9 protein-coding genes are annotated in these 14,773 nt (G+C 71.0%); 7 read left to right on the forward strand and 2 right to left on the reverse strand.

What is annotated here, in order from left to right:
* Nucleotides 1–133 precede the first annotated feature (133 nt).
* Nucleotides 134–4,168: a hypothetical protein gene (locus tag LQ772_RS02360; protein ID WP_231323641.1), complete on the forward strand. Its 4,035-nt coding sequence runs from the start codon at nt 134–136 to the stop codon at nt 4,166–4,168.
* Nucleotides 4,161–4,991 carry a peptide chain release factor N(5)-glutamine methyltransferase gene (prmC, locus tag LQ772_RS02365; protein WP_231323643.1) on the forward strand — a complete coding sequence of 277 codons (831 nt, stop codon included), beginning with the start codon at nt 4,161–4,163 and terminating at the stop codon, nt 4,989–4,991. The genes LQ772_RS02360 and prmC overlap by 8 nt, the downstream gene beginning before the upstream one ends.
* A 79-nt stretch (nt 4,992–5,070) precedes the next feature.
* Here prmC and dxs read toward each other — a convergent pair whose 3' ends face one another.
* Nucleotides 5,071–6,960, reverse strand: a complete 1,890-nt coding sequence (dxs, locus tag LQ772_RS02370; RefSeq protein ID WP_231323645.1) for a 1-deoxy-D-xylulose-5-phosphate synthase — start codon at nt 6,958–6,960, stop codon at nt 5,071–5,073.
* A 126-nt stretch (nt 6,961–7,086) separates the two neighbouring features.
* Between dxs and LQ772_RS02375 the strand changes: the two genes are divergently transcribed.
* The gene (locus LQ772_RS02375) at nt 7,087–7,614 is read left to right on the forward strand and encodes a low affinity iron permease family protein (protein ID WP_231323647.1); all 528 of its coding nucleotides are present in this window, start codon (nt 7,087–7,089) and stop codon (nt 7,612–7,614) included.
* On the opposite strand, the gene LQ772_RS02380 is transcribed toward LQ772_RS02375, so the two are convergent.
* Nucleotides 7,611–8,207 (reverse strand): HNH endonuclease, encoded by a 597-nt coding sequence (locus LQ772_RS02380; RefSeq protein ID WP_231323649.1) that lies wholly within the window; start codon nt 8,205–8,207, stop codon nt 7,611–7,613. The genes LQ772_RS02375 and LQ772_RS02380 overlap by 4 nt on opposite strands.
* A 252-nt stretch (nt 8,208–8,459) precedes the next feature.
* Between LQ772_RS02380 and LQ772_RS02385 the strand changes: the two genes are divergently transcribed.
* The 4 genes from LQ772_RS02385 to LQ772_RS02400 all read left to right on the forward strand — a co-directional run bounded on the left by LQ772_RS02385 (nt 8,460) and on the right by LQ772_RS02400 (nt 14,690).
* Entirely contained in the window at nt 8,460–9,203 is a 744-nt protein-coding gene (locus tag LQ772_RS02385; protein ID WP_231323652.1) for a SapC family protein, read from the forward strand.
* Nucleotides 9,204–9,278: 75 nt separating this feature from the next.
* Nucleotides 9,279–10,691 carry a TolC family protein gene (locus tag LQ772_RS02390; RefSeq protein WP_231323654.1) on the forward strand — a complete coding sequence of 471 codons (1,413 nt, stop codon included), beginning with the start codon at nt 9,279–9,281 and terminating at the stop codon, nt 10,689–10,691.
* Nucleotides 10,688–11,599 (forward strand): efflux RND transporter periplasmic adaptor subunit, encoded by a 912-nt coding sequence (locus LQ772_RS02395; RefSeq protein ID WP_231323656.1) that lies wholly within the window; start codon nt 10,688–10,690, stop codon nt 11,597–11,599. The genes LQ772_RS02390 and LQ772_RS02395 overlap by 4 nt, the downstream gene beginning before the upstream one ends.
* 4 nt (nt 11,600–11,603) lie before the next feature.
* Entirely contained in the window at nt 11,604–14,690 is a 3,087-nt protein-coding gene (locus tag LQ772_RS02400) for an efflux RND transporter permease subunit (protein WP_231323658.1), read from the forward strand.
* Nucleotides 14,691–14,773: the final 83 nt, after the last annotated feature.

Below are 14,773 nucleotides of genomic sequence, written 5' to 3' on the forward strand. Positions count from 1 at the left end.
TCCAGCCCTCTGAGCGGAGGGAGAGGCAGCCATCGGGTGCGTCGTCTCACTCCTGCAGGGGCGCCGACTCGCCTGGGCCTTCCACGTTCCCCCTAAACTGTCCCGCGCCCGCCGGGCGACAGGGAGACCAGGCATGCGTGCTCGATCAGGATGGTTGTTGCTCATGGGCCTGCTGGCGGCCGCACCGGCCGCCGCGCAGCAGGTGCCGCCTCCACTGCGCGACTGGCAGGACTGGGTGCTGCACGAGGTGCCGGCGCATGCCTGCCCGCGGTTGACGCACATGCCCGGCGAGGGCGTGGCCTGGCAATGCGTCTGGCCGGGACGACTGGCGCTGGCGGCCGGCGCGAGCGGGGGGCAGTTCACCCTCGAAGCCCATGCCGATGCACCGGCGTGGATCGCCCTGCCGGGCGATGCGCGCCACTGGCCGGAACAGGTACGGCTGGACGGCCAGCCGGCCGTGGTGCTGGAGCGCGACGACCAGCCGATGGTGCGAGTACCACCCGGGGACCACCGTCTGCAGGGACTGTTGCCCTGGTCGGCACGGCCGGCGCGCCTGCAGGTGCCGGCGTCGATCGGCCTGGTCGATCTCACCCTGGACGGCGAGCCGGTTGCACGCCTGCAGCGCGATGGCGACCAGCTGACCCTGGGCGAGGCGGCCGCGGCCCAGCGCGTGGCCGACGCGTTGTCGCTGCGTGTCGATCGCCGCCTGGCCGACGGGCTGCCGGCGACACTGGAAACCCGCCTGAGCTTCGACGTCACCGGCAGCGCCCGTGAACTGATACTCGGGCCGGCGCTGCCAGAAGGGTTCGTCGCCACCGCGCTGGACGGAGAGCTGCCTGCGCGCTTGGAGAGCGACGGCCGACTCCGCGTGCAACTTAAGCCCGGTCGCTGGACGGTTACCCTCGATGCCCGCGCCAGCGCGCCACTCGCGCGTGTCGCGACCAGCCTGCCGCCCGCGCCATGGCCCCGGCAGGAGATCTGGAGCTACGCCGACGATCCCGACCTGCGCGGCAGCCATGCCGAAGGCCAGGCCACCGACGCGGCGCAGGCCGGTGTGCCGGACGACTGGCGCGAGCTCCCCGCCTTCGTGATGGACGGCCAGTCCACGCTCACCGTGCAGCCGGGCGAGCGCGGAGCAGGGCGGCACGATCGCCTGCGCCTGTCGCGCCGCCTGTGGCTGGACTTCGACGGCAAGGGCCTGGCCGTGGACGATCAGTTGCAAGGCGAACTGCATCGCCAGCGACTGGAAGTCGGCGCGCCCTGGCAACTGCAGCGCGCCGAGCAGGATGGCGAGCCGCTTCTGGTCAGCCGTGGCAAGGACGGCCGCAGCGGCGTGGAGGTTCGCAGCGAACAGCTCAATCTGGGCGCCGGGTTGCGGGTGCCCGCGAGCGGTGCCTTGCCGGTGACCGGCTGGAACGTCCCGCTGGAGCGCATCGACGCGACACTGCAACTGCCGCCGGGCTATCGCCTGCTCGGCGCGCCCGGCGCGGACAGTTCGCCCGATTCATGGGTGGCCCGATGGAGCCTGCTGGACGTGTTCGGCGTGGCGCTGATCGCCCTGCTGGCAGGGCGCCTGCTGGGCTGGCCATGGGCCCTGCTGGCGGCCGGCTTCCTTGCGCTGGCGCAGCACGAACCGGGCGCGCCGCGCTGGACGCTGGCGTTGCTGCTGGCGCTGGCACTGCTGCTGCGCGCGCTGCCAGAGGGCCGCTTGCGCCGCACTGCCAACCTCATCGCGCTGGCCTCGTTCGCACTCGCCGCGCTGTGGACGCTGGCGTTCGCGGTCGCTCAACTGCAGTACGCGTTGCACCCGCAATTGCAGACATCCGGCCGCACCACCGAAATGCGCTACGTCCGCTACGTCCCCGCGCCCAACGAGGAAAACGTGCAGCCACCACCCAAGATGGTGTCGCAGACCGTGCCGCCAGGATTGCCGCTGCCGCCGCCGTCGGCGCCGGCAGTAGACGAAGCGGTGTCCGGCAGCGCCGTCAGCGGGGCACGGCTTGCACCGGACATGACGGGTTACAACCATAACCTGACCCAGGCCGGCAACGGCACGCCCGACTGGCGCATTGGGAGCAGTTATCGTCTCGGCTGGTCCGGCCCGGTCATGCCGCAGCAGACCATGCACTTGGTGATCGCCCCGGCCTGGCTGGTGAGCCTGCTGCGTGTGCTGATGGTGGCGCTGCTGGCCGCGTTGCTTGCGCGCGTGCTCCCCTCTCTGCTCGCGCCCTGGCGCGGGCGCTGGCAAGGCGGGCGGGGCGCAATGTCGGCCGCGTTGCTGGCGCTGGCATTGCTGCCTTGGCACCTCCACGCCCAGGCGCTGCCGAGCCAGCCTTTGCTCGACCAACTGCGCCAGCGTCTGGTCGAGGCGCCGGCCTGCTCGCCCGCCTGCGCGAACCTGCCGCAGGCGCACGCGGTGCTTGCCGGCGACGCGCTGGAACTCACCCTGCAGGCACACGCAGGCGCCGCGGTCGCGTTGCCGCTGCCGGCCACGACGCTGCCGCTGGTCGCGGTGACGGTCGACGGGCGCCCGGCCGTGCTGGCGCGTCGCGACGACGACCAGCTCTGGCTGCGGCTGGATCCAGGCGTGCACGATCTGGCCTTGCGCTACCGGCTCGACGGCATCGACAGCGCGCGTCTGCGTTTCGCCCTGGCGCCCCAGCGTGTCACGCTGCAGATGGACGGCTGGACGGCCGACGGACTGGATACCGATCATCTGCTTGGCGACAGCCTGGCCTTCGACCGCCAGCGGGTCGCCGCCGGGGGCACGGCCGAGGCACCCGCGCAGGACTTTCCGCCCTACGTGCGGCTGACCCGCCATCTCGTGATCGGCAACGAGTGGACGGTGCAGAACGAGGTCGAACGCATCGCGCCGCAGGCCGGCGGCTTCAGCATCGCCCTGCCGCTCCTTCCGGGCGAGCACCCGCTGGATACCGACGCGCCGGTGCGCGGCGGGCGCATCCAGCTCGCCTTCAACGCAGGCACGGACAGCGTCGAATGGACCAGCCGCCTGGACCGCGCGGCCCGACTGCAGCTGACCGCGCCGGCGCTGGCCGAACGCGCCGAAGTGTGGGAGATCGATGCCGCACCGATATGGCATGTCGACGCCAGTGGCGTGCCGGCGAGCGGCGGCGACGTGCCGCGCTTCCAGCCGCTGCCTGGCGAGCGACTCACGCTGGCACTCAGCCAACCGGCCGCCGTCGCGGGAGGCACCCTGGCGTTCGACCGGGTGGAATCGAGCAGCACCATTGGCGAGCGGGCCACCGAGACCACCCTGCAATTGCAGGCGCGCAGCACCCGTGGTGGCGAGCACGCGCTGGGCCTGCCGGTGGGTGCCGAGTTGTTGCAAGCCAGCCGCGACGGCGAGCGCCTGCCGCTCGCCGTGCGCAACGGCGCGCTGTCGCTGCCCTTGCTGCCGGGCACACACCGTTACGAGCTGCGGCTGCGCGAATCGGTCGGCACGGCCATGCGCACCCGCTCGCCGGCCATCGCCTTGCACGCACCGGCGGCCAACCTCGATACCTTCCTGCAACTGCCGCAGGACCGTTGGGTGCTGTGGACCTGGGGCCCGGGCGCCGGCCCCGCGGTGTTGTACTGGGCGCAGCTGATCGTGCTGCTGGCCGCAGCCTGGCTGCTCTCGCGTTACGCGCCCACGCCGCTGCGCTTCCGCCACTGGCTGCTGCTGGGCCTGGGTTTCTCCGCCTTCGCCTGGAGCGCGTACGCGGTGGTGGTGGTCTGGCTGATTCTGCTCGGCCTGCGCGCGCGCGCCGCGGTCGCCTCCTGGCGCGCCGGCCCGTTCGATCTGATGCAGGTGGGCCTGGCGCTGCTCACCGCGCTTGCGCTCGGCGTGCTGGTGGCCGCGGTGCCGGGCGGCCTGCTGGGACAGCCGGACATGCACGTCGCCGGCATGGGTTCCAGCGCGCTGCAACTGCACTGGTTCGTCGATCGGACCACCGACGCGCTGCCGCGGGCGGGCGTCTTCAGCCTGCCGCTGTGGACCTACAAACTGGCCATGCTGGCCTGGGCGCTGTGGCTGGCCAATGCGCTGATCGGCTGGCTGCGTTGGGGCTTCGACGCCTGGTCCCGCGGCGGCTACTGGCGTCGCGACAAGCCAAAACCCGCCATCCCGCCGCAACTGCCCACCGCGGAGGTGCCGCCGGATGCCTGAGGTGCGCCAACTGCTGGCCGAAGCCACCACACGCCTGGGCGACCGCGCCGAGGCAGCCATCCTGCTCGCGCACGCGCTGGGCAAACCGCGCAGCTGGCTGCTTGCGCATGCCGACGATCCGGCCGACAGGGCGGGTGCCGCGGCCTTCGCCGCACTTGTGGAACGTCGCGCCGCCGGTGAACCGGTGGCCTATCTCACCGGCCACCGCGGTTTCTGGACGCTGGACCTGGAAGTGACGCCCGCCACGCTGATCCCGCGACCGGAGACCGAGTTGCTGGTCGAACTGGCGCTGGCGAAGCTCCCGCGGGAGGGAGCGCCGCGCGTCGCCGACCTGGGCACCGGCAGCGGCGCCATCGCCCTGGCGATCGCACGCGAGTGTCCGCACACGCGCGTGCTCGCCACCGACGCCAGCGCCGCCGCATTGGCGGTGGCGCGACGCAACGCCGAAGCCAACCGCATCCGCAATGTCGGCTTTGCCCAAGGCGACTGGTTCGCCGCGCTTGGCGACGAGCGGTTCGATCTGATCGTGTCCAACCCGCCCTACATCGCGGCGGACGATCCCCACCTGGAGCGGGGCGACCTGCGTTTCGAGCCGGGTAGCGCGCTGGCCTCGGGAAGCGACGGCCTAGACGACATCCGGCGCATCGTGGCTGGCGCCCGCTCGCACCTGGCGGGTGACGGATGGCTGTTGTTCGAGCACGGCTGGGACCAGGGCACGGCCGTGCGCGGGCTGCTCGATGCGGCAGGCTATCGTGACGTGTTCACGGCGCAGGATCTGGAGCAGCGTGATCGGGTGAGCGGCGGCAGTTTGGATGGTTCCTGATGGGGAGCCAGCGGGCGCGCACGGGATGCGTTCCTACGGATTGGCGCGCATGCAGGAGCGCACCCTGGGTGCGCCTTCATCAACCCGCGCTGGCCGCGACGCTCGCAAGCTGCGGGAACCGTGCTCGTATCGCGTTGCGAATGCCAGGCAAATCCAGCCCGGCCATCGAGAGCACTTCCTCGCGGCTGCCGTGCTCCAGATAGACGTCCGGAAGGCCAAGATGCAATAGCGGCTTGACGATCCCGTGGGCGGCCAGGCACTCGGCCACGCCCGAGCCCGCGCCACCGGCGATCGCATTGTCCTCGAGCGTGACGAAGGCATCGTGGGTCTTCGCCAGCTCCAGGATCATCGCCTCGTCCAGCGGCTTGACGAAGCGCATGTTGACCAGCGTCGCATCCAGCTCCGCCGCCACTACCGCGGCCGGCGCCAGCATCGCACCGAAGGAGAGGATGGCCAGGTTGCGGCCACGCCGGCGCAGCTCGGCCTTGCCGATCGGCAGCGTGTCCAGCTCCTTGCGCACGGCGGCGCCGGGGCCGGTGCCGCGCGGGTAACGGATCGCCGCCGGGCCGTCGTACTCGAAGCCGGTGCTGAGCATCATGCGGCACTCGTTCTCGTCCGAGGGCGCCATGATCACCATGTTCGGCAGGCAGCGCAGGAACGAAAGATCGAAGCTGCCCGAATGCGTGGCGCCGTCCGGGCCGACGACGCCGGCGCGGTCGATGGCGAAGGTGACGTCCAAGTTCTGCAGTGCCACGTCGTGGATCGCCTGGTCATAGGCGCGCTGCAGGAAGGTCGAGTAGATCGCCACCACCGGCTTGGCGCCTTCGCAGGCCATGCCGGCGGCCAGCGTCACCGCGTGCTGCTCGGCGATCGCCACGTCGAAGTAGCGTTCGGGATATTCCTTGGAGAAGCGCACCAGGCCGGAGCCTTCGCGCATCGCCGGCGTGATTCCGAGCAGCCGCTCGTCATGGGCGGCCATGTCGCACAGCCAGTCGCCGAAGACGTCGGTATAGCTCGGCTTGGCCGGCGCGTTCTTCTTCACCACGCCGGCAACCGGGTCGAAGGGGCCGACCGCGTGGTATTCGATCTGCGCCTGCTCGGCCGGGGCGTAGCCCTTGCCCTTGGTGGTGATCACGTGCAGCAGCTGCGGCCCGGGCAGGTTCTTGACCGTGCGCAGCGCACGCAGCAGGGCCGGGATGTCGTGGCCGTCGATCGGGCCGGTGTAATGGAAGCCCAGTTCCTCGAACAGGGTCGAGGGCAGGAACATGCCCTTGGCATGCTCCTCCCAGTTCTTGAAGAAGCGGCCGAAGAACGACTGCCGCGGGATCGCCTTCTTGGCCCGCTCGCGCACGGCGTTGAGCCGACGGCTGGCCATGGCGCGCGCCATCATCTTGGTCATCGCGCCGACGTTCTCGCTGATCGACATGCCGTTGTCGTTGAGCACGACCAGCATGTTCGGCTCCACGTCACCGCCATGGTTGAGCGCCTCGAACGCCATGCCGGCGGTCATCGCGCCATCGCCGATCACCGCCACCACCTTGCGGTCGTCGCCCTTGCGCTGCGCGGCGATGGCCATGCCCAGCGCGGCCGAGATCGAAGTGGAAGAGTGGCCGACGCCGAAGGTGTCGTACTCGCTTTCCTCGCGGCGAGGGAACGGCGCCAGGCCATCCTTTTTCTTGATCGTGGTGATCCGGTCGCGCCGGCCGGTCAGGATCTTGTGCGGATAGCACTGGTGGCCCACGTCCCACACCAGGCGGTCGCGCGGGGTGTCGAACACGTGGTGCAGCGCGACGGTGAGCTCGACCACGCCCAGACCGGCGCCGAAATGGCCGCCGGAGCTGGCGACCGATTCGATCAGGTACTGGCGCAGCTCGTCGGCGACGTCGGGCAGTTCGGCATCGGGCACGCGGCGCAGGTCGTCCGGCGCCTCGATGTGGGCCAGGTGGGGATAGCGGGATGGGTCGATCATCCGCATATTGTTGGCCCAGCCGCAGGGCGGGGCAAGGGCGGCGACGTGAACGAAACCGGGCGCCGTGCACACGGGGCACACGAAACCGCTCGCAAGCTGGATGCGACCACGGCCAGAGATGCCTCCATGTCCAAGCTATCGCAGGCCTTCCGCAGCTTCGCCGAAGCGACCGCCCGTTATTCGGGCAAGCCCGCCGCCTTCCTGATCGCTGCCGCGGTCATCGTCGTGTGGGCAATTACCGGCCCGATGTTCAGTTTCAACGACACCTGGCAACTGGTGATCAACACGGGTACGACCATCATCACTTTCCTGATGGTGTTCCTGATCCAGAACAGCCAGAACCGCGACAGCGCCGCCCTGCAGATCAAGCTGGACGAGCTGATTCGCGCCACGCGGGCCCGCAACAGCCTGCTCGACGTGGACAACCTGGACGAGGAAGCGCTCGAGCGCATTCGGGAGAGCTACCGCAAGCTCGCCCATAACAAGGAAGAGGAGGCACGCCAGGCGAAACGGGCTGGCCACCGCGTCCGCGCCGAGGACGAGTCGGACGAGGCCTGCGAGGAGATCCGGGAGATCGAGCGCGAGCTGGCCAAGGCCAGTGCGGATCAGGCGGACGCGGACGAAGATTCGGACGGAAAGACGAAACCCGCCTAGCCCATCGCCCGCCGCCGGTCGCGCGGCAGATGGTTGACCAGGAATTCCATCTGGTCGGCCAGGATGTTGCGGTTGGACAGGATCAGGTGCTCCACCCAGCTGGGCCGGTAGGGCACGGCCAGCAGCGGCATGTGGGCCTGCTGTGGGGTGCGGTTGGCTTTCCTCAAATTGCAGTTGAGGCACGCGCTGACCACGTTCTCCCATTCGTCCTTGCCGCCGTGCGAGACCGGCTCGACGTGGTCGCGGGTCAGTTCGCCGCGGGAGAATTGATTGCCGCAATACAGGCAAAGGTGGCGGTCGCGGGCGAACAGCGCGGTATTGGTCAGCGCTGGCGCCGGATCGATCGCGTGGTCGCGGCAATGGCCGGTGCTGGCGATGATCGGATGCAGGTCCAGCCTGCTGCGCTCGCCGCGGGCGCGGTTGTGGCCGCCGTGCACGGTCAGGCAGGGGTCGCCCAGCGTCCAGGCGACCGCTTCGCGCACGTAGAGGCAAACGGCGTCCTGCCAGCTGATCCAGTCCAGGATCCGGCCGGCGGCGTCCAGCGACAGCACCCGGGTCGCGTTGAGGTCCCGGCGTGGCACTTCCATCAGCATGCGGGTTCCTTCAGCCAGTTCATGAGATTCGGCGGAGGTGGTGCAGCGATGCGCTCGTGTTTCGAGCATAGCCCAATTTCGCCGCTTCGCGCGCGGTAAGCATTTGACGCGCTTGGCAGATCGCTGTCACTGGAGGCCATTCGCCCGGGCGCGTGGCCGCTGATATAGTCACGGATTCGCGACCCGACGCCGGGTTTGGGAGGGGGAGCCATCGGTGGCGACCCCGGCACGGCGGGGCAGAGGTAAGAAGACGTGGCTGAAGTACTTTTCTACGAGCGCCCGGTGCCGCTCAACCGCAACCAGCACAAGGACCTGCGCCTGAAGAGCATCCCCGGCGTGAAGTTCGCCGCCGCGGCGCACTCGGTGCCGCTGACGGCCGCGGAGTTCCCGATCGCCGCGCGCGACGTGCCGATCCTGTTCGCTGGCCAGAGCATCGAGGATGCCGGCCCGATGGCGCTGCTGGGCCTGCGCCAGAACGAGAACCTGCTGGTGGACGAGAACGGCAAGTGGGCGCAGGGCGTGTACGTGCCGGCCTTCGTGCGCCGCTACCCGTTCATCCTGGCCGAGAAGCCGGCGGGCGCCGAGGGTGAGGACTTCACCGTCTTCCTCGACGAGTCCTACGAGGGTTTTGGCAGCGACGAGGGCGAGCGCCTGTTCAAGGAAGACGGCACCGACAGCGAAATGCTGGCCAACGCCGTCGGGTTCCTGGGCGAGTTCCAGCAACACGTGACGCGCACCCACGCGTTCATGGAACAGCTGCGCAAGCACGACCTGCTCGAGCCGCGCAACATCCGCCTGGAGAAGGACGGCAACGCGATCAACCTCAACGGCCTGTTCGTGGTCAACGAGGAAAAGCTGCGCCAGCTCGACGAGAAGACCGCGCACGAGTTCCTCAAGGAAGGCGTGATGGGCTGGATCTACGCGCACCTGCTGTCGCTGCCCAACATCGACCGCCTGGTGCAGCGCCTGGACCAGCGCGAGCGGGCGAAGGCCTGACGTCGGACCGGCGCCGTGGCCGCCCTGCCGGGCGGCCTTAGAGAGCGCTAAGCACGTTCTGCAAGGATGGCGCCCATGCGCCATCCTTTTTTTTGCCTGGCCGCCGGCGCCGCGATGGCGACCATGTTGGCCGGCTGTGCCACTTACCGCCCCGCGCCGGTCGACCCGGCCGAGGCGCGTGCGCAGTGGCAGGCGCGCCGGCTGGATGATCCGGCCCTCGCCGCGCAGTTGCGTCCGTGGCTGCCGGCGCGCGATCACGGGCGGTGGCCGCCCGCGCGTTACGGCCGCGCCGAACTGGTACTGGCGGCCTTCGCGCTCAACCCGGACGTCGCCGAGGCGCGCGCTCACCTGGCCGAGGCCAGCGCAGCGGTGACGACGGCGGCGGCGCGCGCCAACCCGACGTTGGGTCTGGCGCTGGAACGCTACACGCAGGCGCAGGCCGGCAGCGCGCCCTGGTTGTGGGGCCTGAGCACGGATTTCCTGCTTGATGGCGGCCTGCGCCGGCGCCTGCGCGTGCAACTGGCCAACCAGGGCGTGCGCGGCGCGCGGCTGGATTACGCAGGCAAGCTGTGGAGCGTGCGCAGCGCCGTGCGCGACGCACTGGAACAGCAATGGATCGCCCGTCGCCAGGAGACCCTGGCCTCCCGCACGGTGGCCGCCGCCACTGCGCTGGAGCTGGCCGCGCGCCAACGCGTGGCATGGGGCGAGGATGCGCCGCAGGTCGACCTGCAGGCCGTGCAGACGCTGGCCCGGGCGCGCAGTGATGAGGCTGCCGCCATCCAGCGCGCCGCCAGCGCACAGGCGCAACTGGCGCGTGCGATCGGCGTGCCGGTCGCGGCGCTGCAGGGGGTCGACCTGCGCTGGGACGATTTCGACCGGCCCGCCGCGCCGTCGCCTGCCCAGTTGGACACACTTGCCGACCACGCCCTGCTGGCGCGCAGCGACCTGGAGCGTGCGCTGGTGGACTACGCCGATCGCGAGAGCGAACTGCACCAGCAGGTTCACGCGCAGTACCCGCAGCTCTCGCTCGGTCCGGGCTATACCTACGACCACGGCATCCGCAAGCTCACCTTCAACGCCAGCCTCAGCCTGCCTGTGTTCAACCAGAACCAGGGGCCGATCGCCGAGGCGCGCGCGCGACGTGAAGCGGCCGCGGCCCACGTACGCGCGGTGCAGGCCGATATCGCCAGCGCCATCGACGCGGCGCGCTCGCGGCTTGCCGCGGCGCTGCCGGCGCTGTCGGCCGCGCGCGCGGGAGAGCAGGCCGCCGTGCGGGCACGCGAACAGGCCGAACACGCATTCAAGCTCGGTGCCATCGACCGCGCCGCCCTGCTGGACGCACGCCTGGCCGCGCTTGCGATGGGCCAGTCGACGCTCACCGCGCTCGACGCCGCCTGGCAGGCCGAGGCGGCGCTGGAAGCTGCGCTGCGCGCTCCCCTCGATCCGACCGAGGCCGCGTTGCGGCCCGCCGCGGGAGATCACTCATGAAATTCCTCGCATCGATTGCCCTTGCGCTGGCCATGCTTGCCACCCGCGCCATGGCCACCGAACTGGACGCCGCGTCCCAGGCGCGGCTCGGCCTTCGGCTGGCCACGCTGGCCGAGGGCCAGATGCCGCCGACCACGCGCGCGGTCGCCGATGTGCTCGATCCGGTGCCGCTGGCCAAGGCCATCGATGAGCTCGAGGCGGCGCAGGCGGCGGCGCAGGCTTCGCATGCGGAGCTGTTGCGCACGCAGGCGTTGCTTGCCGCCGCGGGCAACGCCTCGCGCAAGGCCCTGGAGGCCGCACGGGCGCAGGCGACGGCCGACCAGGCCCGACTGCGCGAGGCGCGCGTGGCACTGCGCAGCGCATGGGGTGACGATCTCGCGGACATGGCGTCCGCACGCCGCGACCGCCTGCTCGACGCCCTCGTGCGTGGCCGCCAGGTGCTGCTCAAGGCCGAGCCGCTGGGCCGTCCCGACGGAACCCTGAAGGTGCAGGCCGCCACGCTGCAGCTGCCGCACGGCGCCGACGTTTCCGCGCAGGTGCTCGGCCGCCTGCCACGCAGCAGCTCGGGGCTGGCCGCCGGATGGCTGCTGCAGGCCGAAGCCGGCCCGCTGGTGCCCGGCATGGTGCTGACCGTGAACCTGCACGGCGAGGGCAAGCCCGTGCGCGGCGTGCTGCTGCCGCGAGCGGCGATCGTGCGCTGGAACGGGCTGGACTGGGCCTACGTCGCCACCGGGACCACGCGCTTCGAACGCCGCGCGGTGCACCCACGGGCGATGACCGCGGCTGGCTGGCTGGTCGGTTCGCCGTTCATGCCGGGCGAGCGCGTGGTGGTGCAGGGTGCCGAGGCGCTGGTCGCGGTCGATGCCGCGCCGGTGCAGGGCAGCGCCGCCGACGCCTCGGACGACTGACGGCGTGCTCGTCGCCATCGTCCGCAGCGCGTTGCGCGCCGCCGGCTGGGTGGTGTTGCTGGCCGCGCTGGTGCTGGCGCTGGGCGTGCAGCGGCTCATCGAGGCCCGCTACGACGTGTTTCCCGATTTCGTGCCGGCACAGGCCACCGTGCAGGTGGAGGCGCCTGGCTTCACCGCGCTGCAGGTCGAGCAGCGCGTCACCCAGCCGATCGAGAACGCGGTCAACGGAACCACGGCCGTCGACGTGGTGCGTTCGCAGTCGATCCAGGGCCTGGCGGTGATCGACGTGGTGTTCAAGGAAGGCAGCGATCCATTCCGCGATCGCCAGCTGCTGGCCGAGCGGGTCGGCGAGGCGGCCGCCAGCCTGCCGGCCGGCGTCGATACGCCTTCGTTGAGCCCGATGACGTCCTCGACCATGGACCTGCTCAAGATCGGCCTGGTCAGCGACCGGCTCGATCCGCTGGCCTTGCGCGATCTTGCCGACTGGACGGTCAAGCCGCGCCTGCTTGCGGTGCCGGGCGTGGCCGACGCGATCGTGTTCGGCGGCGGCGTGCGCGAATGGGAGGTGCGGGTGTATCCGGACCGCCTGGCCGCCTACGGCCTCACCCTTGAAGACGTGCGCGCGGCAGCCTCCTCCGCCAGCGGCGTGCGCGGCGCCGGCTACATGGACACGCCCAACCAGCGTGTGGTGCTCGAAGCCGATGGCGGCCTCAGCGACCCGGCGCAACTGGGCCGCACCGTGGTGACCCGCCATGCCGGGCGCAACATCACGCTGGCGGATGTGGCCAGCGTCGGCGTGGGCGCCGCGCCGGCGTTCGGCGACGCGCGCATCGACGCGCGGCCGGGCATCCTCATCGCGATGACCAGCCAGTACGGCAGCAACACGCTGGAAGTCACCCGCGCGGTCGAGAAGGCGCTGGACGATCTCAAGCCCATGCTCGCCGGCCAGGGCGTCACGCTGGTGCCGGCGCTGCACCGCCCGGCGACCTTCGTCGAGGTTGCGCTGGCCAACATGCGCGATGCGCTGGCCTTAGGCGCCGCGCTGGTGTTGCTGGTGCTGGTGCTGTTCCTGAAGGACTGGCGCACGGCGCTGATTTCCTTCGTCAGCATCCCGTTGTCGCTGGCGCTGGCCGTGCTCGCGCTGCGCTGGTTCGGCTGGACGATCAACACGATGACGCTGGGCGGCCTGGCGGTGGCGCTGGGCGTGGTGGTGGACGACGCGATCATCGACGTGGAGAACATCGACCGGCGCCTGCGCACGGCGGGGGGCACGGCACCACGCATCGATACGGTCATGGCCGCCTCGCTGGAAGTGCGCCGGCCGGTGGTGCTGGCCACTGTGGTGGTCGGGCTGGTGTTCGTGCCGATCCTGTTGCTGCCGGGCCTGCAGGGGAGTTTCTTCGCGCCATTGGCCGGCGCGTTCCTGCTGGCCACCTTCGCTTCGCTGCTGGTGGCGCTGACGGTGACGCCGGCGCTGTGTTTGTGGCTGCTGCGCCCGGGCCGACGCCATCGCGAGCCGCGCTGGCTCAAGCGCATCAAACTCGCCCAGCACCGCCTGCTCGAACGCGCGCTGCCGCACGGCGGCGCGCTGCTGGCGGCCGCGCTGGTCGTCGGTGCGCTGGCGGTGGCGGCGTTGCCGTTCTTCGGCGCCTCGCTGCTGCCCGAGTTCCGCGAAGGGCATTTCGTGTTGCAGCTGACCGGCCCCTCGGGCGCCTCGCTGGCGGAGATGGACCGCATCGGCGAGCGGATCAGCCGCGGCGTGCTGACGATCCCCGGCGTGGCCAGCGTGTCGCTGCAGATGGGCCGCGCCGAAGCGGTGCAGGACACCTGGCCGCCCAACCGCGGCGAGCTGCATGTGGAGTTGAAGCCGGGTCTGGCGGCGGACGCGCAGGTGCGCATCGAGAACGCGCTGCGCAAATTGCTGGACGGCTATCCCGGCCTGAACTCGGAGGTGGTGACCTTCCTCGGTGACCGCATCAGCGAATCGCTCTCGGGCGAAACGGCGCCGGTCACGCTGAGCCTCTACGGCCCGGACCTCGATCGCCTCGACGCGCTGGCGGCGCGGGCGCAGTCCATCGTAAAGGCCGTTCCCGGCGCCGGCAGCGTGCGGCTGGCCGAATCGGCCGACGTGCCGACCCTGCGTATCGCGCCCGACCCGGACCGGCTGTCCGCACGCGGCCTGCGCATGACCGACGTGCTGGACGCCGTGGCCGCCGCGCACCAGGGCGTGGTCGTTGGCGAGGTCTACCGCGGCGTCCAGCCGGTCGCGATCCGGTTGACCCTCGACAACACAGCCGTGCGCGACCCGGAGGCCGTCGGCGCGTTGCTGCTGCCGGCCGCCGACGGCCAGAGCGTGCCGCTGTCCGAGGTCGCCACGGTCGACCTGGTCAAGGGTCGCGCCAGCGTGCAGCACGAGGGCGGCCGGCGTCGGCTCGTGCTGGCGGTGACGCCGGCCACGTCCGACGTGGTCGGCTTCGTGGCTCAGGCGCGCGCAGAGCTGGACCGGCAACTGACGCTGCCGGCCGGCTATTACGTCGAGTTCGGCGGCGCCGCCGAAGGCGCGGTGGCCGCGCGGCACGCGTTGCTGCTGCACAGCGCGCTCGCGGGCGCGGCGATCATCGCGCTGTTGCTGCTCTCCTTCCCCGACCGGCGCAGCGTGGCGCTGATTTTGGCCAACGTGCCGTTCGCGCTGGTCGGCGGCGTGATCGCCGCGGCGCTGGCTGGCGGCGTGCTGTCGATCGGCGCGCTGGTCGGCTTCGTCACGCTGTTCGGCATCGCCGCGCGCAACACGATCCTGCTGATCGCCCACTACGAGCACCTGGTCGCCGTCGAAGGCGCGCACTGGAACCGCTACACGGTGCTGCGGGGAGCGCGCGAGCGGTTGACGCCGATCCTGATGACCGCGCTGGTCACCGCGCTGGGCCTGCTGCCGCTGGCGCTGGGCAGCGGCGAGCCCGGGCGCGAGGTGGAGGGACCGATGGCGATCGTGATCCTGGGTGGCCTGCTCACGTCCACCGTGCTCAACCTGCTCGTCATGCCGGCGCTTGCCGGCCGCTACCTGCGGCCTGCCACCCCGTCCGATCGCGCGTAGGTGGGCTTTTGCCACCGTGGGACATCCATGGTGGGCCGAAGCCCACCTACGGGCGCGCGCGTGGCGTGCTCCAATACGCTTCG

This window comes from Frateuria edaphi (genome assembly GCF_021117405.1).
Classification (GTDB): domain Bacteria; phylum Pseudomonadota; class Gammaproteobacteria; order Xanthomonadales; family Rhodanobacteraceae; genus Frateuria_A; species Frateuria_A edaphi.

Bases quoted from the DNA above. Each gene is read 5' to 3' on its own strand.
- LQ772_RS02360 (WP_231323641.1), top strand. From the start codon at position 134: ATGCGTGCTCGATCAGGATGGTTGTTGCTCATGGGCCTGCTGGCGGCC.
- prmC (WP_231323643.1), top strand. From the start codon at position 4,161: ATGCCTGAGGTGCGCCAACTGCTGGCCGAAGCCACCACACGCCTGGGC.
- dxs (WP_231323645.1), bottom strand. From the start codon at position 6,960: ATGATCGACCCATCCCGCTATCCCCACCTGGCCCACATCGAGGCGCCG.
- LQ772_RS02375 (WP_231323647.1), top strand. From the start codon at position 7,087: ATGTCCAAGCTATCGCAGGCCTTCCGCAGCTTCGCCGAAGCGACCGCC.
- LQ772_RS02380 (WP_231323649.1), bottom strand. From the start codon at position 8,207: ATGCTGATGGAAGTGCCACGCCGGGACCTCAACGCGACCCGGGTGCTG.
- LQ772_RS02390 (WP_231323654.1), top strand. From the start codon at position 9,279: ATGCGCCATCCTTTTTTTTGCCTGGCCGCCGGCGCCGCGATGGCGACC.
- LQ772_RS02395 (WP_231323656.1), top strand. From the start codon at position 10,688: ATGAAATTCCTCGCATCGATTGCCCTTGCGCTGGCCATGCTTGCCACC.